This window comes from Mycobacterium sp. 23, assembly GCF_048287075.1.
GTDB lineage: Bacteria > Actinomycetota > Actinomycetes > Mycobacteriales > Mycobacteriaceae > Mycobacterium > Mycobacterium gordonae_B.
In genome coordinates this window covers 2,917,887-2,939,140 of record NZ_JBLVUX010000005.1, presented here as the reverse complement: position 1 = coordinate 2,939,140, position 21,254 = coordinate 2,917,887, and the positions used below count along the sequence as shown (strand labels likewise).

General features: G+C 66.0%; 15 protein-coding genes. 12 read left to right on the top strand and 3 right to left on the bottom strand.

Features of this window, described 5'->3' with window-relative positions:
- The first annotated feature begins 310 nt into the window (after positions 1 to 310).
- The gene (locus tag ACNQS7_RS14830; protein ID WP_418013113.1) at positions 311 to 3,796 is read left to right on the top strand and encodes a DNA-directed RNA polymerase subunit beta; all 3,486 of its coding nucleotides are present in this window, start codon (positions 311 to 313) and stop codon (positions 3,794 to 3,796) included.
- 53 nt (positions 3,797 to 3,849) lie between these two features.
- The gene (locus ACNQS7_RS14825) at positions 3,850 to 7,800 is read left to right on the top strand and encodes a DNA-directed RNA polymerase subunit beta' (RefSeq protein ID WP_418013112.1); all 3,951 of its coding nucleotides are present in this window, start codon (positions 3,850 to 3,852) and stop codon (positions 7,798 to 7,800) included.
- A gap of 71 nt (positions 7,801 to 7,871) precedes the next feature.
- On the opposite strand, the gene ACNQS7_RS14820 is transcribed toward ACNQS7_RS14825, so the two are convergent.
- Positions 7,872 to 9,827, bottom strand: coding sequence for a neutral ceramidase (locus ACNQS7_RS14820; protein ID WP_418013111.1), 1,956 nt, complete (start codon positions 9,825 to 9,827; stop codon positions 7,872 to 7,874).
- Positions 9,828 to 9,880: 53 nt separating this feature from the next.
- On the opposite strand from ACNQS7_RS14820, the gene ACNQS7_RS14815 reads away from it, so the two are divergent.
- Genes ACNQS7_RS14815 through ACNQS7_RS14795 form a run of 5 tightly spaced genes read left to right on the top strand, consistent with a single transcriptional unit; the run spans position 9,881 to position 14,753 of the window.
- The gene (locus ACNQS7_RS14815; protein ID WP_418013110.1) at positions 9,881 to 10,636 is read left to right on the top strand and encodes a deoxyribonuclease IV; all 756 of its coding nucleotides are present in this window, start codon (positions 9,881 to 9,883) and stop codon (positions 10,634 to 10,636) included.
- Between the two features lie 51 nt (positions 10,637 to 10,687).
- A complete protein-coding gene (locus tag ACNQS7_RS14810; RefSeq protein ID WP_418013108.1) occupies positions 10,688 to 12,316 on the top strand; it encodes an acyl-CoA dehydrogenase family protein in 1,629 nt (542 codons plus the stop codon).
- Positions 12,313 to 13,251: a crotonase/enoyl-CoA hydratase family protein gene (locus ACNQS7_RS14805; protein ID WP_418013107.1), complete on the top strand. Its 939-nt coding sequence runs from the start codon at positions 12,313 to 12,315 to the stop codon at positions 13,249 to 13,251. Before ACNQS7_RS14810 ends, ACNQS7_RS14805 begins: the two co-directional genes overlap by 4 nt.
- A 15-nt stretch (positions 13,252 to 13,266) precedes the next feature.
- On the top strand, positions 13,267 to 13,989 hold the full coding sequence (locus ACNQS7_RS14800; protein WP_418015999.1) for a PaaX family transcriptional regulator C-terminal domain-containing protein: 723 nt from the start codon (positions 13,267 to 13,269) through the stop codon (positions 13,987 to 13,989).
- The gene (locus ACNQS7_RS14795) at positions 13,986 to 14,753 is read left to right on the top strand and encodes a crotonase/enoyl-CoA hydratase family protein (protein ID WP_418013106.1); all 768 of its coding nucleotides are present in this window, start codon (positions 13,986 to 13,988) and stop codon (positions 14,751 to 14,753) included. The genes ACNQS7_RS14800 and ACNQS7_RS14795 overlap by 4 nt, the downstream gene beginning before the upstream one ends.
- Here ACNQS7_RS14795 and ACNQS7_RS14790 read toward each other — a convergent pair.
- Positions 14,750 to 15,247: a DUF3060 domain-containing protein gene (locus ACNQS7_RS14790; RefSeq protein ID WP_418013105.1), complete on the bottom strand. Its 498-nt coding sequence runs from the start codon at positions 15,245 to 15,247 to the stop codon at positions 14,750 to 14,752. The two genes, ACNQS7_RS14795 and ACNQS7_RS14790, sit on opposite strands and share 4 nt — an antisense overlap.
- 46 nt (positions 15,248 to 15,293) lie before the next feature.
- The gene (locus tag ACNQS7_RS14785; RefSeq protein WP_310781806.1) at positions 15,294 to 15,668 is read right to left on the bottom strand and encodes a DUF3060 domain-containing protein; all 375 of its coding nucleotides are present in this window, start codon (positions 15,666 to 15,668) and stop codon (positions 15,294 to 15,296) included.
- 204 nt (positions 15,669 to 15,872) lie between these two features.
- On the opposite strand from ACNQS7_RS14785, the gene ACNQS7_RS14780 reads away from it, so the two are divergent.
- From ACNQS7_RS14780 to tuf, 5 genes are all read left to right on the top strand, one after another.
- Positions 15,873 to 16,520 (top strand): TetR/AcrR family transcriptional regulator, encoded by a 648-nt coding sequence (locus ACNQS7_RS14780; RefSeq protein WP_055578869.1) that lies wholly within the window; start codon positions 15,873 to 15,875, stop codon positions 16,518 to 16,520.
- A gap of 364 nt (positions 16,521 to 16,884) precedes the next feature.
- On the top strand, positions 16,885 to 17,259 hold the full coding sequence (gene rpsL, locus ACNQS7_RS14775) for a 30S ribosomal protein S12 (protein ID WP_055578870.1): 375 nt from the start codon (positions 16,885 to 16,887) through the stop codon (positions 17,257 to 17,259).
- Positions 17,259 to 17,729, top strand: coding sequence for a 30S ribosomal protein S7 (gene rpsG, locus ACNQS7_RS14770; protein WP_065046088.1), 471 nt, complete (start codon positions 17,259 to 17,261; stop codon positions 17,727 to 17,729). The genes rpsL and rpsG overlap by 1 nt, the downstream gene beginning before the upstream one ends.
- A 99-nt stretch (positions 17,730 to 17,828) precedes the next feature.
- The gene (gene fusA, locus ACNQS7_RS14765; RefSeq protein ID WP_310781810.1) at positions 17,829 to 19,934 is read left to right on the top strand and encodes an elongation factor G; all 2,106 of its coding nucleotides are present in this window, start codon (positions 17,829 to 17,831) and stop codon (positions 19,932 to 19,934) included.
- Between the two features lie 102 nt (positions 19,935 to 20,036).
- Positions 20,037 to 21,227, top strand: a complete 1,191-nt coding sequence (tuf, locus tag ACNQS7_RS14760; RefSeq protein ID WP_055578873.1) for an elongation factor Tu — start codon at positions 20,037 to 20,039, stop codon at positions 21,225 to 21,227.
- Positions 21,228 to 21,254 lie beyond the last annotated feature (27 nt).

Below are 21,254 nucleotides of genomic sequence, written 5' to 3'. Positions count from 1 at the left end.
CATCGGTCGTCATAAGTCCAAGGACGGCGTATGACTGCTAGTTGTCGTGGGTATTTGAGGAATGCGCGCGTCTGCGCTATTGTTGGACGTTGCGCTGGCTACTTCCTGCCCACCTCACAATCGCCTCTTGGCCGCTAAAGACACTGTGGTCTTAGCCTGAGCCCCAACCCGTGGCTCAGCTTCAGCTGCGTGCGTGAGATCCGGACAGTTCGTCCGCCAGCCGAACCGACACAATTATCTGCGGCGAACAGGCTTTGGTGGGCACCGGGTCGCACCGGCTTTCACTTCGAGTTCTCGTTAGTCGCACGAGGTGCTGGAAGGATGCATCTTGGCTGATTTCCGCCAGAGCTCAAACAACTCCGTACCTGGGGCGCCGAACCGCGTTTCTTTCGCCAAGCTCCGTGAACCTCTCGAGGTTCCGGGGCTGCTTGACGTTCAGACCGACTCTTTCGAGTGGCTGATCGGCTCGCAGGGTTGGCGGGAGCGCGCGCTGGAGCGCGGCGAGGTCAGCCCCAAGGGCGGCCTCGAAGAGGTGCTCGACGAGCTCTCACCGATCGAGGACTTCTCCGGCTCGATGTCGCTGTCGTTCTCCGACCCGCGCTTCGACGAGGTCAAGGCTCCCGTCGACGAGTGCAAAGACAAGGACATGACGTACGCGGCTCCGCTGTTCGTCACGGCCGAGTTCATCAACAACAACACCGGCGAGATCAAGAGCCAGACGGTGTTCATGGGTGACTTCCCGATGATGACCGAGAAGGGCACGTTCATCATCAACGGCACCGAGCGTGTCGTGGTCAGCCAGCTGGTCCGTTCGCCCGGTGTGTACTTCGACGAGACCATCGACAAGTCCACCGAGAAGATGCTGCACAGCGTCAAGGTGATCCCCAGTCGTGGCGCCTGGCTGGAGTTCGATGTCGACAAGCGCGACACCGTCGGTGTGCGTATCGACCGCAAGCGCCGCCAGCCCGTCACCGTGCTGCTCAAGGCCCTCGGCTGGACCAACGAGCAGATCCACGAGCGGTTCGGCTTCTCCGAGATCATGATGGGGACGCTGGAGAAGGACAACACCGCGGGCACCGACGAGGCGCTGCTGGACATCTACCGCAAGCTGCGGCCGGGCGAACCGCCCACCAAGGAGTCCGCGCAGACCCTGTTGGAGAACCTGTTCTTCAAGGAGAAGCGCTACGACCTGGCCCGTGTCGGCCGCTACAAGGTCAACAAGAAGCTCGGCCTGCACGTCGGCGATCCGATCACCAGCTCCACGCTGACCGAAGAAGACGTCGTCGCCACCATCGAGTACCTGGTCCGTCTGCACGAGGGTCAGCACACGATGACCGTTCCGGGCGGCACCGAGGTTCCGGTGGAGACCGACGACATCGACCACTTCGGCAACCGCCGGCTGCGCACCGTCGGCGAGCTGATCCAGAACCAGATCCGGGTCGGCATGTCCCGCATGGAGCGCGTCGTCCGCGAGCGGATGACCACTCAGGACGTCGAGGCGATCACGCCGCAGACCCTGATCAACATCCGGCCGGTCGTCGCCGCGATCAAGGAGTTCTTCGGCACCAGCCAGCTCTCGCAGTTCATGGACCAGAACAACCCGCTGTCGGGTCTGACCCACAAGCGTCGTCTGTCGGCGCTGGGGCCGGGTGGTCTGTCCCGTGAGCGCGCCGGTCTGGAGGTCCGTGACGTCCACCCGTCGCACTACGGCCGCATGTGCCCGATCGAGACCCCGGAAGGTCCGAACATCGGCCTGATCGGCTCGCTGTCGGTGTATGCGCGGGTCAACCCGTTCGGCTTCATCGAGACGCCGTACAGGCGAGTCGTCAGCGGTGTTGTTTCCGATGAGATCCACTACCTGACCGCCGACGAGGAGGACCGCCACGTGGTGGCGCAGGCCAACTCGCCGATCGACGAGAGCGGCCGGTTTGTCGAGCCGCGCGTTCTGGTCCGCCGCAAGGCGGGCGAGGTGGAGTACGTGCCCTCGTCCGAGGTGGACTACATGGACGTCTCGCCGCGCCAGATGGTGTCGGTGGCCACCGCGATGATCCCGTTCCTCGAGCACGACGACGCCAACCGTGCCCTGATGGGCGCCAACATGCAGCGCCAGGCGGTTCCGCTGGTGCGTAGCGAGGCGCCGCTGGTGGGTACCGGCATGGAGCTGCGTGCGGCGATCGACGCCGGCGACGTCGTCGTGGCCGAAGAGGCCGGCGTCATCGAGGAGGTGTCGGCGGACTACATCACCGTCATGCACGACGTGGGCACCCGGCGCACCTACCGGATGCGCAAGTTCGCCCGTTCCAACCACGGCACCTGCGCCAACCAGTCGCCGATTGTGGACGCCGGCGACCGGGTGGAAGCCGGCCAGGTGATCGCCGACGGGCCCTGCACCGAGAACGGTGAGATGGCCCTGGGCAAGAACCTGCTGGTGGCGGTCATGCCGTGGGAGGGTCACAACTACGAGGACGCCATCATCCTGTCCAACCGCCTCGTCGAAGAGGACGTGCTGACCTCGATCCACATCGAGGAGCACGAAATCGACGCCCGCGACACCAAGCTGGGCGCCGAGGAGATCACCCGGGACATCCCGAACGTCTCCGACGAGGTGCTGGCGGACCTGGACGAGCGCGGCATCGTGCGCATCGGCGCCGAGGTCCGCGACGGCGACATCCTGGTCGGCAAGGTCACTCCCAAGGGTGAGACCGAGCTGACCCCGGAGGAGCGGCTGCTGCGCGCCATCTTCGGTGAGAAGGCCCGCGAGGTCCGCGACACCTCACTGAAGGTGCCGCACGGTGAGTCCGGCAAGGTCATTGGCATCCGGGTGTTCTCCCGCGAGGACGACGACGAACTGCCTGCCGGCGTCAATGAGCTGGTCCGGGTCTACGTCGCCCAGAAGCGCAAGATCTCCGACGGCGACAAGCTGGCCGGACGGCACGGCAACAAGGGCGTCATCGGCAAGATCCTGCCGGTGGAGGACATGCCGTTCATGCCGGACGGCACCCCGGTGGACATCATCCTGAACACCCACGGTGTGCCGCGACGGATGAACATCGGCCAGATCCTGGAGACCCACCTCGGGTGGGTGGCCAAGGCCGGCTGGAATATCGAAGGCGCCCCGGACTGGGCGGCGAACCTGCCGGAGGACCTGCGGCATGCACAGCCGAACCAGATCGTGTCGACCCCGGTGTTCGACGGCGCCAAGGAAGAGGAGCTGCAGGGCCTGCTGTCCTGCACGCTGCCCAACCGCGACGGCGACGTGATGGTCAACGGCGACGGCAAGGCCGTGCTGTTCGACGGTCGCAGCGGCGAACCGTTCCCGTACCCGGTGACGGTTGGCTACATGTACATCATGAAGCTGCACCACCTGGTGGACGACAAGATCCACGCCCGTTCCACGGGTCCGTACTCGATGATCACCCAGCAGCCGCTGGGCGGTAAGGCGCAGTTCGGTGGCCAGCGGTTCGGTGAGATGGAGTGCTGGGCGATGCAGGCCTACGGCGCGGCATACACGCTGCAGGAGCTGCTGACCATCAAGTCCGACGACACCGTCGGCCGGGTCAAGGTCTACGAGGCCATCGTCAAGGGCGAGAACATCCCCGAGCCGGGCATTCCGGAGTCGTTCAAGGTGCTGCTCAAGGAGCTGCAGTCGCTGTGCCTCAACGTTGAGGTGCTGTCGTCCGACGGTGCGGCCATCGAGCTGCGCGAGGGCGAGGACGAAGACCTCGAGCGGGCGGCGGCCAACCTGGGAATCAACTTGTCGCGCAACGAATCCGCGTCTGTCGAGGATCTTGCCTGATCTTCTTGAATCAGCTTTTCAGTCACTAAACCCGCAAGGGGAAAGGGAGTTACGTGTTAGACGTCAACTTCTTCGATGAACTCCGAATCGGCCTGGCGACGGCGGAGGACATCCGTCAGTGGTCCTACGGCGAGGTCAAGAAGCCGGAGACCATCAACTACCGCACGCTCAAGCCTGAGAAGGACGGCCTGTTCTGCGAGAAGATCTTCGGGCCGACTCGCGACTGGGAGTGCTACTGCGGCAAGTACAAGCGCGTGCGCTTCAAGGGCATCATCTGTGAGCGCTGTGGCGTCGAGGTGACTCGCGCGAAGGTGCGCCGTGAGCGGATGGGCCACATCGAGCTGGCCGCCCCGGTCACGCACATCTGGTACTTCAAGGGCGTTCCGTCGCGCCTGGGGTACCTGCTGGACCTGGCTCCCAAGGACCTGGAAAAGATCATCTACTTCGCCGCCTACGTGATCACCGCGGTCGACGACGAGATGCGGCACAACGAGCTCTCGACGCTCGAAGCCGAAATGGTGGTGGAGCGCAAGGCCGTCGAGGACCAGCGTGACGCCGACCTGGAGGCCCGCGCCCAGAAGCTCGAAGCCGACCTGGCCGAGCTGGAGGCCGAGGGTGCCAAGGCCGACGCCAAGCGCAAGGTGCGCGACGGTGGCGAGCGCGAGATGCGTCAGCTGCGCGACCGTGCGCAGCGCGAGCTGGACCGGCTCGAGGACATCTGGAGCACATTCACCAAGCTGGCTCCCAAGCAGCTGATTGTGGACGAGAACCTCTACCGCGAGCTGCAGGACCGCTACGGCGAGTACTTCACCGGGGCCATGGGCGCGGAGTCGATCCAGAAGTTGATCGAGAACTTCGACATCGATGCCGAAGCCGAGAACCTGCGTGAGGTCATCCGAAGTGGCAAGGGGCAGAAGAAGCTTCGCGCTTTGAAGCGCCTCAAGGTGGTCGCCGCCTTCCAGCAGTCGGGCAACTCGCCGATGGGCATGGTGCTGGACGCCGTCCCGGTGATCCCGCCGGAACTACGCCCGATGGTCCAGCTCGACGGTGGCCGCTTCGCCACCTCCGACCTGAACGACCTGTACCGCCGCGTGATCAACCGCAACAACCGGCTGAAGCGACTGATCGACCTCGGTGCGCCCGAGATCATCGTCAACAACGAGAAGCGCATGCTGCAGGAGTCGGTGGACGCGCTGTTCGACAACGGCCGCCGCGGCCGCCCGGTCACCGGACCGGGTAACCGCCCGCTGAAGTCGCTGTCCGACCTGCTCAAGGGTAAGCAGGGCCGGTTCCGTCAGAACCTGCTCGGCAAGCGCGTCGACTACTCGGGCCGTTCGGTCATCGTGGTCGGCCCGCAGCTCAAGCTGCACCAGTGCGGTCTGCCCAAGCTGATGGCACTCGAGCTGTTCAAGCCGTTCGTGATGAAGCGCCTGGTGGACCTCAACCACGCACAGAACATCAAGAGCGCCAAGCGCATGGTGGAGCGTCAGCGTCCGCAGGTGTGGGACGTGCTCGAAGAGGTTATCTCCGAGCACCCGGTGCTGCTGAACCGGGCGCCTACCCTGCACCGGTTGGGCATTCAGGCCTTCGAGCCGATGCTGGTGGAAGGCAAGGCCATTCAGCTGCACCCGTTGGTCTGTGAGGCGTTCAACGCCGACTTCGACGGTGACCAGATGGCCGTGCACCTGCCGCTCAGCGCGGAGGCGCAGGCCGAGGCGCGCATCCTGATGCTGTCGTCGAACAACATCCTGTCGCCGGCCTCCGGCCGTCCGCTGGCCATGCCGCGACTGGACATGGTGACCGGGCTTTTCTACCTGACCACCGAGGTCGCTGGCGACAAGGGCGAGTTCGCGCCCGCGGCCACCGACCAGTCGGAGACCGGGGTCTACTCCTCGCCGGCCGAGGCGATCATGGCCGCCGACCGCGGCGTGCTGTCGGTGCGGGCGAAGATCAAGGTGCGGCTGACACAGTTGCGTCCGCCGGCCGAGCTCGAGGCTGAGCTGTTCGGTGCCAACGGCTGGCAGCCGGGCGATGCCTGGGTTGCCGAGACCACCCTGGGCCGGGTGCTGTTCAACGAGCTGCTGCCGCTGGGCTACCCGTTCGTGAACAAGCAGATGCACAAGAAGGTGCAGGCCGCGATCATCAACGACCTGGCCGAGCGCTACCCGATGATCGTGGTCGCGCAGACGGTCGACAAGCTCAAGGACGCCGGTTTCTACTGGGCGACCCGCAGCGGTGTCACGGTCTCGATGGCCGACGTGCTGGTTCCGCCGCGCAAGAAGGAGATTCTGGACGCCTACGAAGAGCGCGCGGAGAAGGTCGAGAAGCAGTTCCAGCGTGGTGCTTTGAACCACGACGAACGCAACGAGGCCCTGGTCGAGATCTGGAAGGAAGCCACCGACGAGGTCGGTCAGGCGCTGCGGGAGCACTACCCGAGCGACAACCCGATCATCACGATCGTGGAGTCGGGCGCCACCGGTAACTTCACCCAGACCCGAACGCTGGCCGGCATGAAGGGCTTGGTGACCAACCCGAAGGGTGAGTTCATCCCGCGTCCGATCAAGTCGTCGTTCCGCGAGGGCCTGACCGTGCTGGAGTACTTCATCAACACCCACGGGGCCCGAAAGGGTCTGGCGGACACCGCATTGCGTACCGCCGACTCGGGCTACCTGACCCGTCGTCTGGTGGACGTCAGCCAGGACGTGATCGTGCGCGAGCACGACTGCCAGACCGAGCGCGGCATCGTCGTCGAACTGGCCGAGCGTCAGCCCGACGGCAGCCTGATCCGTGACCCGTACATCGAAACCTCGGCGTACGCACGGACTTTGGGCGCCGACGCGGTGGACGAGGCGGGTAATGTCGTCGTCGCGCGCGGCGAGGACCTCGGCGACCCGTCGATCGAGGCCCTGCTGGCGGCCGGCATCACCCAGATCAAGGTGCGTTCGGTGCTGACCTGCACCACCGGCACCGGCGTCTGCGCCACCTGCTACGGACGGTCGATGGCCACCGGCAAGCTGGTCGACATCGGTGAGGCGGTCGGCATCGTGGCCGCCCAGTCCATCGGTGAGCCCGGCACGCAGCTGACCATGCGTACCTTCCACCAGGGTGGTGTGGGTGAGGACATCACCGGCGGTCTGCCGCGTGTCCAGGAGCTGTTCGAGGCCCGGATCCCGCGTGGCAAGGCGCCCATCGCCGACGTCACCGGCCGGGTGCGGCTGGAGGACGGGGAGCGCTTCTACAAGATCACCGTCGTTCCCGACGACGGTGGCGAGGAAGTGGTCTACGACAAGCTGTCCAAGCGTCAGCGCCTGCGGGTGTTCAAGCACGAGGACGGCTCCGAGCGGGTGCTCGCCGACGGCGACCACGTCGAGGTAGGCCAGCAGCTGATGGAAGGCTCCGCCGACCCGCACGAGGTGCTGCGTGTGCAGGGCCCGCGTGAGGTGCAGATCCACCTGGTCCGCGAGGTCCAGGAGGTCTACCGGGCGCAGGGTGTGTCGATCCACGACAAGCACATCGAGGTGATCGTGCGCCAGATGCTGCGCCGGGTCACCATCATCGACTCGGGCTCGACGGAGTTCCTGCCCGGTTCGCTGATCGACCGTGCCGAGTTCGAGGCGGAGAACCGCCGGGTGGTGGCCGAGGGTGGCGAGCCCGCCGCCGGACGTCCGGTGCTGATGGGTATCACGAAGGCGTCGCTGGCCACCGACTCGTGGCTGAGTGCGGCGTCGTTCCAGGAGACCACGCGAGTGCTGACCGATGCGGCGATCAACTGCCGTAGCGACAAGCTCAACGGTCTGAAGGAGAACGTGATCATCGGAAAGCTGATCCCGGCCGGTACCGGTATCAACCGGTACCGGAACATCCAGGTGCAGCCGACCGAGGAGGCCCGGGCCGCCGCGTACACGATCCCGTCGTACGAGGATCAGTACTACAGCCCGGACTTCGGCCAGGCGACCGGTGCCGCGGTTCCGCTGGACGACTACGGATACAGCGACTACCGGTAGGTCAGCGCGAGCAGACGCAAAAGCCCCCGCACGCCCGGCGTGTTGGGGGCTTTTGCGTCTGCTCGCCAGAACTAGCGCACCGCGAACTCGTGCGTCGTCGCCTGGAACGGCTCGAGCCTGCCGTAGCGGTCGCGGGCCATCCCGTGATGGACGAGGCGGTAGTGCCCCGGCGCCGCATCGACCGGGATGTCCCACCGGATCCGCACGTGCGAGCCGCTGCGCCCGTCACGCTGCCACCGGAACGTCGTCGACCAGTCGCCGTCGTCGGCCACGCGCACCCAGTCGTCTCCGGCGAGGTGGACCACTTCGAGAAAGGTGCGGTTTCGGTGGACGTCGTTGTTGGGGTATGCGCTGACGAACACCGCTTCCACCGAGTCGCCCGGACGGTACGTCGCGCCCGGCTCGGCGACAAGTGAGCCGAAGGAACCGGTGTCGGCAGGTGCGGCGCGCAACCAGCTGCGAGGTCTGTGGGGCCGCGGTCGCTGCGTGGGGGTCACCGGGCGGCCGTCGCGCATGGCCTCGGCAAGTCCGGCGACGGTCTGCATGAGCGCTGGCAACTCCCATCGGCCGAACAGCGTGCTGCCGCCTTCGTAGCGCTGTTCCAGATACTCCTCGGGCGTGGTCACGTAATGGATGTAGGCGTTGCTGTACCCCACGCAGAGCACATCATCGAGGTCGGCGCCGACGATCGAAGCCACCGTCCGGCGCAGCCGCAGACCCGAGACGATCGTCGGCTCGCCTGGAATGCCGATCAGATAAAGTCGCCCGATCCGCAACAGCTGGACCGGAACGACCTCTTGAACGAAGGGCTGCAGCCGGTTCAACAAGTGGGCCGGAAGCACCATCCCCTTCGGCTGCTGCGCCGCCCGCAACTTCCCGGCAAGCCGATAGATGCCGCGGGAAAGGTTGTCCCAAAATGGGTTTCGCCCCTGTCCCTGCTGGAAGCCCGGAAATCCCTCGCCCTCGTCGGTCCCGGCGAACATCGCGGCGGCGATCATCGGCCGCCCGGTGCGGCGCGGCTGACCGTCCGGGGTGAATTGCCCGCGCACCTCGACGGCGCTGAGGTCGACGTAGGTGAGTCTGGCGTCGACGCCGGTGCCGATCGGCGTCCCCTTGTCGAGTTGCCCCACGGCATCCTCGAATTGGGACATGCCGATCTGTCGCGTGTTCGCCAGTTCGTCTTCTTCCCTGGAAGGGCCGTACTCGACGGGTCCGTCGACGTGCGGACTGATGTCACCCGGGTTGGTCTGGGCGAACGCGGCGACGAAGTCCGGTTGGCCGGCAAGGTAGTCGGCGCCGCAATGGGTGCGCTCCCAGTGATATGCGGCGAAGCCCTTGTTGTCTCCGGAGATCAGCAGATTGCGGTTGGTCATGCTGGTGCCGTGGGTGGCGAAGAAATGGATTGCGCCGACGGTCTTTTCGCCACGATCGATCCGCACCAGCGTGGTGTGCGGGTCGATGCGGTCGGGGAAGAACTCGCGGTCGGACACCGGGTTGCGGTCGAAGGCGGCGGGGGACCGGTTGATGCTCGCGCCACGTAACTCACCGTGTGACAGTGCGACCTTCGCCGGCGCCAGATCGTCGTGGGCGAAGCGCACCGCTTCGACGATGCCGTCCACGATGGCGGTGAAGGTCGCCGGCCGGAACCCGCTCGTCGACAGGTTGTACAGCAGGTGTCCGCAGTAGCCGCCGGGCCCGGAGTGGGTGTGCGTCGTGGTGATCAAGGTGTTCTGCGCGGTGTAGCTGTCGCCGTATGACGCCGCCAACCGGCGCAACACCTCGTCGGTCACGTTCTGCATCGGCAACGGCAGGTCGGCGACCACCAGCAGCACCCGCGCGCCGTCGACCGCGTCGGCGAAGATGAACGCCCGCGACCGCAGTCGGAGGTGGATGCCCGCCGTGCGCTGTTCGGTCTTGCCGTAGCCGAGCATGCCGCATTCGGCGGCCTCGCCGGTGATGTCGGAGATGCCCCTCCCCACCGAAAGCCCCGCCGAAAGTCCCGCCGCAAGCGTTGCCTCGTCCGTCACGCTCAACACCTTATGCTCCGGCCCGCGTCCGACGGCCTCACTAGACTGGACAAGTGCTCATCGGTTCACATGTCCACCAGGACGATCCCCTTGCCGCCGCCGACGCAGACGGTGCCGACGTGGTGCAGTTCTTCCTCGGCAATCCGCAGAGCTGGAAGAAACCGAAACCACGCGATGACGCCGAGACGCTGAAAGCGGCCGCCATGCCGCTGTACGTGCACGCGCCGTATCTGATCAATGTCGCCTCCGCCAACAACCGGATCCGGATCCCGTCGCGCAAGATCCTGCAGGACACCTGCGACGCCGCCTCAGCGATCAACGCCACAGCCGTGATCGTGCACGGCGGTCATGCGGACGACGACGACATGGAGGCCGGTTTCCAACGCTGGGTCAAGGCGCTGGATTATCTCGAAACCGACATGCAGATCTATCTGGAGAACACCGCCGGCGGCGACCATGCGATGGCCCGTTACTTCGACACCATCGGCAGGCTGTGGGATCACATCGGCGACAAGGGAATCGGCTTCTGCCTGGACACCTGCCACGCCTGGGCGGCCGGTGAGGCGCTGATCGACGCCGTCGATCGCATCAGGGCACTGACCGGCCGCATCGACCTGGTGCACTGCAATGACTCGCGGGATGCGGCCGGCTCCGGCGCCGACCGGCACGCCAACTTCGGCACCGGGCAGATCGATCCCGAGTTGCTGCTGGCCGTCGTCAAAGCCGCCGACGCGCCGGTGATCTGCGAGACCGCCGACGAGGGCCGCAAAAACGACATCGCTTTTCTGCGCGACCACATGGGTGCGTAACGGTTCGTTACACCTCTTGTGCAGTTGTAGGAGAAATGTAACATTGGCAGCATGCCAGATACGCACGTCGTCACCAACCAGGTTCCTGCGCTGGAGAATCACAACCCGGCCACTTCTCCCGTCCTCATCGAGGCGCTGATCCGCGAGGGCGGCCAGTGGGGTCTGGACGAGGTGAACGAGCTGGGGGCCATCTCGGGTAGCCGCGAGGCGCAACGCTGGGGCGAGCTGGCCGACCGCAACCGGCCGGTGCTGCACACCCATGACCTGGTGGGGCACCGCGTCGACGAGGTGGAGTACGACCCGGCTTACCACGAGCTGATGCGCACCGCGATCGCGCACGGCCTGCACGGCGCCCCGTGGGCGGACGACCGGCCGGGCGCGCACGTGGTGCGGGCCGCCAAGACATCGGTCTGGACGGTCGAAGCGGGCCACATCTGCCCAATCTCGATGACCTACGCCGTGGTGCCGGCGCTGCGCTTCAACCCCGAACTGGCCGCGGTGTACGAACCGCTGCTCACCAGCCGCGAATACGACCCGGAGCTCAAGCTCGCCGCCACCAAAGCCGGTATCACCGCCGGCATGTCGATGACCGAGAAGCAGGGCGGCTCCGATGTGCGGGCGGGCACCACCCAGGCAACCCCCAACGGGGACGGCACCTACAGCCTGCGGGGCCACAAGTGGTTCACCTCGGCGCCGATGTGCGACATCTTCCTGGTGCTCGCTCAGGCGCCGGGCGGCTTGTCCTGCTTCATGCTGCCGCGCATCCTGCCGGACGGAACCCGCAACCGGATGTTCCTGCAACGGCTCAAAGACAAGCTCGGCAACCACGCCAACGCGTCCAGCGAAGTCGAGTACGACGACGCCACCGCCTGGCTGGTCGGCGAGGAGGGCCGTGGTGTCCCGACCATCATCGAGATGGTCAACCTCACGCGCCTGGACTGCACGCTCGGCAGCGCCACCAGCATGCGCACCGGGCTGACCCGGGCGACTTACCACGCCCAGCACCGAAAGGCGTTCGGCGCCTACCTGATCGACCAACCTTTGATGCGCAACGTGCTGGCCGACCTGGCTGTGGAGGCCGAGGCGGCCACCATGGTCGCCATGCGAATGGCGGGAGCCACCGACAAGGCCGTCCGGGGTGACGAGCGCGAGGCACTGTTGCGCCGCATCGGCCTGGCGGCCAGTAAGTACTGGGTGTGCAAGCGCTCGACTCCGCATGCGGCCGAATCGCTGGAGTGCCTGGGCGGCAACGGTTATGTCGAGGACTCCGGCATGCCACGGCTCTACCGGGAAGCCCCGCTGATGGGTATCTGGGAGGGCTCAGGCAACGTCAGCGCACTGGACACGTTGCGCGCCATGGCAACTCGGCCCGAGTCCGTCGAGGTCCTGTTCGACGAGCTGGCCCAGACCGCGGGCCAGGACGCCCGGCAGGACGCCCACGTCGAGCGGTTGCGCGAGCAGCTGGCCGATCTCGACACCATCCAATACCGGGCCCGCAAGGTGGCCGAGGACATCTGCCTGGCGCTGCAGGGCTCGCTGCTGGTGCGCCACGGCCACCCCGCGGTCGCCGAAGCCTTCCTGGCCACCCGGCTGGGCGGGCAGTGGGGTGGCGCGTTCGGCACCATGCCCAGCGGCCTTGACCTGGCGCCGATCATCGAGCGCGCGCTGGTCAAGGGATGACCCACTCGATCAGGCAGGTCGACGTCAACAACCTCAAGACGATGACCTACGAGGTCACCGACCGGGTTGCGCGCATCACCTTCAACCGGCCGGAGAAGGGCAACGCGATCGTCGCCGACACCCCGCTGGAACTCTCGGCGCTGGTGGAACGCGCCGACCTGGACCCGAATGTCCACGTCATCCTGGTCTCCGGTCGCGGCGAAGGGTTCTGTGCCGGTTTCGATCTCTCGGCCTACGCCGACCGGACGGGTTCCTCCGGTCAGGAAGGCGGATACCGGGGCACGGTGCTGGACGGAAAGACCCAGGCGGTCAACCACCTGCCGAACCAGCCGTGGGACCCGATGATCGACTACCAGATGATGAGCCGGTTCGTGCGCGGCTTCTCCAGCCTGATGCACGCCGACAAGCCGACGGTGGTGAAGATCCACGGGTACTGCGTGGCCGGCGGCACCGACATCGCACTGCACGCCGATCAGGTGATCGCGGCCGCCGACGCGAAGATCGGCTACCCGCCGACCCGGGTCTGGGGTGTGCCCGCCGCGGGCCTGTGGGCGCACCGCCTGGGCGACCAGCGCGCCAAGCGCCTGCTGTTCACCGGTGACTGCATCACCGGCGCGCAGGCCGCGGAGTGGGGCCTGGCGGTGGAGGCGCCCGATCCGGCCGATCTCGACGAACGCACGGAGCGGTTGGTGGCCAGGATCGCCGCGCTACCGGTCAACCAGTTGATCATGATCAAACTCGCGCTCAATGCCCCGTTGCTGCAGCAGGGTGTCGCGACCAGTCGCATGGTCAGCACGGTGTTCGACGGGGTGGCACGGCACACCCCGGAAGGGCACGCGTTCGTCGCCGACGCGGTCGAGCACGGCTTCCGGGATGCGGTCAAGCACCGCGACGAACCGTTCGGCGATTACGGCCGCAGAGCGTCGCAGGTCTGAGGCATGCCCAAATCGCTGGCCCGGATGACCGCCCGGTCGGTGGTGCTCAGCGTGTTGCTGGGCGCGCACCCCGCGTGCGCCACCGCCAGCGAATTAGTGCGTCTGACAACAGATTTCGGTATCAAAGAAGCGACGATACGGGTGGCGCTGACCCGCATGGTCAGTGCCGGTGATTTGATCCGGTCCGCCGACGGTTATCGCCTCTCCGACCGCCTGCTGGCCCGCCAGCGACGGCAGGACGAGGCGATGCGGCCGCGCACCCGGGCCTGGCACGGGCACTGGCACGTCGTCGTCGTCACCAGCGTCGGCACCGATCCCCGAACCCGCGCGGCGCTGCGGAACACCATGCACGACAAGCGGTTCAGCGAGCTGCGTGAAGGGGTCTGGATGCGTCCGGACAACCTCGACCTCGACCTGACGCCCGACGTCGCGTCCCGGGTGCGGGTGCTGCGGGCGTGCGACGACCAGCCGGCCGCACTCGCCGGACAACTGTGGAATTTGACGGAGTGGGCCGAAGTGGGCCGCGACTTGCTGCGGGAGATCGCCCGGTCGACCGACATGCCGGGGCGCTTCGTGGCGGCCGCGGCCATCGTGCGCCACCTCGGCAGCGACCCGATCCTGCCCGCCGAACTGCTGCCCGCCCACTGGCCCGGAGCCGAACTGCGGGCGGCCTACCACGACTTCGCCACCGAACTGGCGGAACTTCGTGACACGACCCAACTTCAGGAGGCGACATGAGTGACTTGGTGCGGGTGGAACACGACGGCCCGGTGACCACGGTCTGCATCAACCGGCCTGAGGCGCGCAACGCGGTCAACGGCCCGACGGCGGCCGCGCTGTACACCGCGTTCGAACGATTCGACCGCGACGACGCCGCATCGGTGGCGGTGTTGTGCGGAGAAGGCGGAACCTTCTGTGCGGGAGCCGATTTGAAGGCATTCGGCACACCGCAGGCAAACTCCGTACATCGCACCGGGCCCGGCCCGATGGGGCCGTCGCGCATGATGCTCTCCAAACCGGTGATCGCCGCGGTCGACGGTTATGCGGTGGCCGGCGGCCTGGAGCTCGCCTTGTGGTGCGATTTGCGAGTCGCCGAGGAAGACGCCGTCTTCGGGGTTTTCTGCCGGCGCTGGGGAGTGCCGCTGATCGACGGCGGGACGGTGCGGCTGCCGCGTTTGATCGGGCACAGCCGGGCGATGGACATGATCCTCACCGGTCGCGGCGTCAAGGCCGACGAGGCGCTGGCGATCGGGCTGGCCAACCGGGTGGTGCCGAAAGGCCAAGGGCGCCAGGCCGCCCAGGAACTGGCGGCCGAGCTTGCCGCACTGCCACAGCAATGTCTGCGCTCGGACCGGCTCTCGGCGCTGCACCAATGGGGCCTGCCCGAGTCCGCGGCGATGGACCTCGAGTTCGCCAGCATCTCGCGGGTGGCCGCCGAGGCGCTGGAGGGCGCGGGCCGGTTCGCCGGCGGAGCCGGCCGGCACGGTGCCCCGGCCGGTTAGCCCTTGGTGACCGTGTTGTTGGGGCCGATCTTGTTGATCTCCGGGTCGCCGTCTTTATAGGTGATGGTGTTGTCCATCCCCAGCACCGTGATGCGCTTGTTGACCTTGTCCAGGGTGATCTTGTTCTTGGTGCCGCCCACGCTCACCGTCTCGCAGTTGCCGTTGACGGTCAGCGTGTTGTCGGACCCCGTCACATTCAGTGACTTGCCCTCTTCGCAGGCGATGGTGGCCGTCTGGCCCATCGACGCGTAGACCACGGTGTCGCCCACCTGGACCGAAGTGCTGCCGGTCGGGAGGGCGCCGGTGCTGCTGGTCGTCTCCGTGGACTCGCCGCCGGTGGTCGTGGTCGACGACTTCGTCGACGAGGAGCTGCTGGCTGCCGGCGGCCCGGCGGTCGAGCTGCAGCCCACCAGTCCGACGGCGGCGGCGACGGCCGCGGCTGCCAGGCCCACTCCGGCCAGTCTGAATGTTTCGGCAGTTCCGTTGGCGCGCATGGTTTCTCGATTCCTCCCGGTGATCAGAACTGTCACACTTGCCGGTTCAGGGCCCGACTCGCTGGATTCGGTTGACCATCCCCAGTTCGCGGCCGCGGTCCCAGATGACGGGATCGCCGTTCTTGTAGAACACCGTCCCGTCGTAGCCGTAGACGGTGATGTCGTTGACGACGGTGTCGGCGATGACCGTGTTGCCCGTCCCCATCATGGTGACCGCCCAGCAGCTTCCCAGAGCGGTGACGATGTTGTTGGTCCCGTTGACGATGAGAGTGGCGTCGCCGCAGTCGATCGTCGTCTCGACGCCCTGCCCGGTGATATGGGTGTCGCCGTTCTTGGCGTGCGCCGCCGGAGCCGGCGCGACCGGTATGGCAACGACGGACGCGGCACAGACAGCCAGCGTTCCCACGGTGGTCCATTTCACTGCGGGCCCCCTTCGTTGGGCGGGTCGTCTGCTCGACGAGACCTCGATTGAGATTACGTGCATTTAACTGCGTGACGACAGCCCCGTGTGCATTTATCCGGAAAGCCGCGGCCGCCGGCACCACGGAGCGCCGCACCCGGCGGTCGCGGTGCGGTCAACTAGAGTCATTAGTTAGCTCTCACGTCGCGCGAAGGGTGAATCGCCATGGCAGCTCAGCCGGAGCCACCGTCGGGTGGCGGCCGTGCGCGTGGCGCAAAGTCGGGGGCCCGCCAGGCGAAACTCAGCCGCGAGGGCATCGTCGACGGTGCCTTGACGTTCCTGGACCGGGAGGGCTGGGACTCCCTGACCATCAATGCCCTGGCGACCCAGTTGGGGACCAAGGGGCCGTCGCTCTACAACCACGTCGACAGCCTCGAGGACCTGCGCCGCGCGGTGCGCATCCGGGTCATCGACGACATCATCACCATGCTCAACCGGGTGGGGGAGGGTCGTTCCCGCGACGACGCCGTCCTGGTCATGGCCGGCGCCTACCGCAGCTACGCACACCATCACCCCGGGCGGTACTCCGCGTTCACCCGGATGCCGCTGGGTGGTGACGACCCCGAATACACGGCGGTGACCCGCGGGGCGGCCGCGCCTGTCATCGCGGTGTTGTCGTCGTACGGCCTGCAGGGCGAGGAGGCCTTCTATGCGGCGCTCGAGTTCTGGTCGGCGATGCACGGGTTCGTGCTGCTGGAAATGACCGGTGTGATGGACGAAATCGACACAGACGCGGTGTTCACCGACATGGTGCTGCGACTGGCGGCCGGCATGGATCGGCGCACCGTGCAGGCGCTGGACAGCAGTAATTGACGCCTTCGCACGCAGCCCGAGCGTGAAGCTGGCCGCACGTTCGGGCGCGACTGTGCAGCCAGCTTCACGCTCGCGCGGCGCCGAAAACCGCCCGGGGTGACCGGATGGCAGGCGCTTTTGACCTGCCAGACTCCAGGCGGGTATTGTGGGACCTCGTGCCTGGCGGCTAACGGCGCCTGAAGTAGCGGGCGTAAATGCCGGGCCAATTCGCGTGTCCACAATGCGACGGATGAGGTATTCCGGGCAAGCGCATGCGACACGCCCGGCCGCGGGGTGATGAAGTTATTCCGCGGTGGGGCCATAACTGCAGTACCAGAGACTTTTTGAACACCGCACGAAGAACAGCAACACAGAAAGCCGGTAGATGCCAACCATTAATCAGCTGGTCCGTAAGGGTCGCCGAGACAAGGTCGCCAAGGTCAAGACCGCGGCTCTGAAGGGCAGCCCGCAGCGCCGTGGCGTGTGCACCCGCGTGTACACCACCACTCCGAAGAAGCCGAACTCGGCGCTTCGGAAGGTCGCTCGTGTGAAGCTGACGAGTCAGGTTGAGGTCACGGCCTACATTCCGGGCGAGGGCCACAATCTGCAGGAGCACTCGATGGTGCTGGTGCGTGGCGGCCGGGTGAAGGACCTCCCCGGTGTGCGCTACAAGATCATCCGCGGTTCGCTCGACACCCAGGGTGTGAAGAACCGCAAGCAGGCTCGCAGTCGCTACGGCGCCAAGAAGGAGAAGAGCTGATGCCGCGCAAGGGACCCGCGCCCAAGCGTCCACTGGTCAACGACCCGGTCTACGGGTCGCAGCTAGTGACCCAGTTGGTGAACAAAGTTCTGCTGCAGGGGAAGAAATCGCTTGCGGAACGCATTGTTTATGGTGCGCTCGAGCAGGCCCGGGACAAGACCGGCACCGATCCCGTCATTACCCTCAAGCGCGCGCTCGACAACGTCAAGCCCGCGCTGGAGGTGCGCAGCCGCCGCGTCGGCGGTGCCACCTACCAGGTGCCCGTCGAGGTGCGTCCGGACCGGTCGACCACGCTGGCGCTGCGCTGGCTGGTCAGCTTCTCGCGGCAGCGTCGCGAGAAGACCATGGTCGAGCGTCTGGCCAACGAGATCATGGATGCCAGCAATGGCCTCGGGGCCGCCGTCAAGCGGCGTGAAGACACCCACAAGATGGCCGAGGCCAACCGCGCCTTCGCGCACTATCGCTGGTAGAGCAGTGTGCCGGCGCCGGAGCCGCCAGGGCGGCGACATCAGGGTGAGCGCTGGCGCATCCGATAGTTAACTGAGCAACGAAAGAGTGGGAAGACTTCTGTGGCACAGAAGGACGTGCTGACCGACCTCACGAAGGTCCGCAACATCGGCATCATGGCGCACATCGACGCCGGCAAGACCACGACGACCGAGCGCATCCTGTACTACACCGGCATCAGCTACAAGATCGGTGAGGTGCACGACGGCGCGGCCACGATGGACTGGATGGAGCAGGAGCAGGAGCGCGGGATCACCATCACCTCCGCGGCAACCACCTGTTTCTGGAACGACAACCAGATCAACATCATCGACACCCCCGGCCACGTCGACTTCACCGTCGAGGTGGAGCGCTCGCTGCGCGTCCTGGACGGCGCGGTCGCGGTGTTCGACGGCAAGGAGGGCGTCGAGCCCCAGTCCGAGCAGGTCTGGCGCCAGGCCGACAAGTACGACGTACCGCGCATCTGCTTCGTCAACAAGATGGACAAGATCGGCGCGGACTTCTACTTCTCCGTGCGCACCATGGAGGAGCGCCTCGGCGCCAACGTCATTCCGATCCAGCTGCCGGTCGGCTCCGAAGGGGACTTCGAGGGAGTCGTCGACCTGGTCGAGATGAAGGCCAAGGTGTGGCGCGGCGAAACCAAGCTGGGCGAGACCTACGACACCATCGACATCCCGGCGGAGCTGGCCGATAAGGCCCAGGAGTACCGCACCAAGCTGCTCGAGGCCGTCGCTGAGACCGACGAGGAGTTGCTGGAGAAGTACCTCGGTGGGGAAGAGCTCACGGTCGCCGAGATCAAGGGCGCGATCCGCAAGCTCACCACCACCTCCGAGGCGTACCCGGTGCTGTGCGGCAGCGCGTTCAAGAACAAGGGCGTACAGCCGATGCTGGATGCCGTCATCGACTACCTCCCCTCGCCGCTGGACGTGCCCCCGGCCATCGGGCACCCGCCAGGCAAAGAGGACGAGGAGATCGTGCGCAAGCCGTCGACCGACGAGCCGTTCTCCGCGCTGGCGTTCAAGGTGGCGACGCACCCGTTCTTCGGCAAGCTCACCTACGTCCGGGTGTACTCGGGCAAGGTCGACTCGGGCAGCCAGGTCATCAACGCCACCAAGGGCAAGAAGGAGCGTCTGGGCAAGCTGTTCCAGATGCACTCCAACAAGGAGAACCCGGTGGAGACCGCGTCAGCGGGTCACATCTACGCGGTGATCGGCCTGAAGGACACCACCACCGGCGACACGCTGTCCGACCCGAACAACCAGATCGTGCTCGAGTCGATGACGTTCCCGGACCCGGTCATCGAGGTGGCCATCGAGCCGAAGACCAAGAGCGACCAGGAGAAGCTGAGCCTGTCGATCCAGAAGCTCGCCGAGGAAGACCCGACGTTCAAGGTTCACCAAGACGCCGAAACCGGTCAGACCGTGATCGGCGGCATGGGCGAGTTGCACCTGGACATCCTGGTGGACCGCATGCGCCGCGAGTTCAAGGTGGAAGCGAACGTCGGCAAGCCGCAGGTCGCCTATAAGGAGACCATCAAGCGGACGGTTGACAAGGTCGAGTTCACCCACAAGAAGCAGACCGGTGGATCGGGCCAGTTCGCGAAGGTGCTGATCAGCATCGAACCGTTCACCAGCGAAGACGGTGCGACTTACGAGTTCGAGAGCAAGGTCACCGGTGGGCGCATCCCCCGGGAGTACATCCCGTCGGTCGACGCCGGCGCCCAGGACGCCATGCAGTACGGCGTGCTGGCCGGCTACCCGCTGGTGAACCTGAAAGTCACGCTGCTCGACGGCGCCTTCCACGAGGTGGACTCGTCGGAGATGGCGTTCAAGATCGCCGGTTCCCAGGTGCTGAAAAAGGCTGCGGCGCAAGCACAGCCGGTGATCCTGGAACCGATCATGGCCGTCGAGGTCACCACACCCGAGGACTACATGGGTGATGTGATCGGCGACCTGAACTCCCGCCGTGGCCAGATCCAGGCCATGGAGGAGCGGGCAGGGGCGCGTGTCGTCAAGGCGCACGTGCCGTTGTCGGAGATGTTCGGCTATGTCGGCGACCTACGGTCCAAGACGCAAGGCCGGGCGAACTACTCCATGGTGTTCGACTCCTACGCCGAAGTTCCGGCGAACGTGTCGAAGGAAATCATCGCCAAGGCAACCGGCGAATAAGCGGAAACCCCGACTAGTAAGCTGACGCGGTTAGCACCGCGGCAAAACCCAGAAAAATCAACACTGCTTTTTTAAGCACCAACAGTCCAGGAGGACACCAAAGTGGCGAAGGCGAAGTTCCAGCGGACCAAGCCCCACGTCAACATCGGGACCATCGGTCACGTTGACCACGGCAAGACCACCCTGACCGCGGCTATCACCAAGGTCCTGCACGACAAGTACCCGGACCTGAACGAGTCCAAGGCGTTCGACCAGATCGACAACGCGCCTGAGGAGCGTCAGCGCGGTATCACGATCAACATCGCGCACGTCGAGTACCAGACCGAGAAGCGTCACTACGCGCACGTCGACGCCCCCGGCCACGCCGACTACATCAAGAACATGATCACCGGTGCCGCCCAGATGGACGGCGCGATCCTGGTGGTCGCCGCGACGGACGGCCCGATGCCGCAGACGCGTGAGCACGTGCTGCTCGCCCGTCAGGTGGGTGTGCCCTACATCCTCGTGGCGCTGAACAAGTCCGACGCGGTCGACGACGAGGAGCTGCTCGAGCTCGTCGAGCTGGAGGTCCGCGAGCTGCTGGCCGCCCAGGACTTCGACGAGGAAGCCCCCGTCGTGCGGGTCTCGGCGCTGAAGGCGCTCGAGGGCGACGCGACCTGGGTCAAGTCGGTCGAGGACTTGATGGACGCGGTCGACGAGTCGATCCCGGACCCGGTGCGCGACACCGACAAGCCGTTCCTGATGCCCGTCGAGGACGTCTTCACCATTACCGGTCGTGGCACCGTCGTCACCGGTCGTGTGGAGCGCGGCGTGGTCAACGTGAACGAGGAAGTCGAGATCGTCGGCATCAAGCCGACCAGCACCAAGACCACGGTCACCGGTGTGGAGATGTTCCGCAAGCTGCTCGACCAGGGTCAGGCCGGTGACAACGTCGGTCTGCTGCTGCGTGGTGTCAAGCGTGAGGACGTCGAGCGCGGCCAGGTCGTGATCAAGCCCGGCACCACCACCCCGCACACCGAGTTCGAGGGCCAGGTCTACATCCTGTCCAAGGACGAGGGCGGTCGGCACACCCCGTTCTTCAACAACTACCGTCCGCAGTTCTACTTCCGCACCACGGACGTGACCGGCGTGGTGACGTTGCCGGAGGGCACCGAAATGGTGATGCCCGGTGACAACACCAACATCTCGGTGAAGCTGATCCAGCCCGTCGCGATGGATGACGGTCTGCGGTTCGCGATCCGTGAAGGTGGCCGCACCGTCGGCGCCGGCCGGGTCACCAAGATCATCAAGTAGCGTTCACCGCGCGACAAGACGTAACAG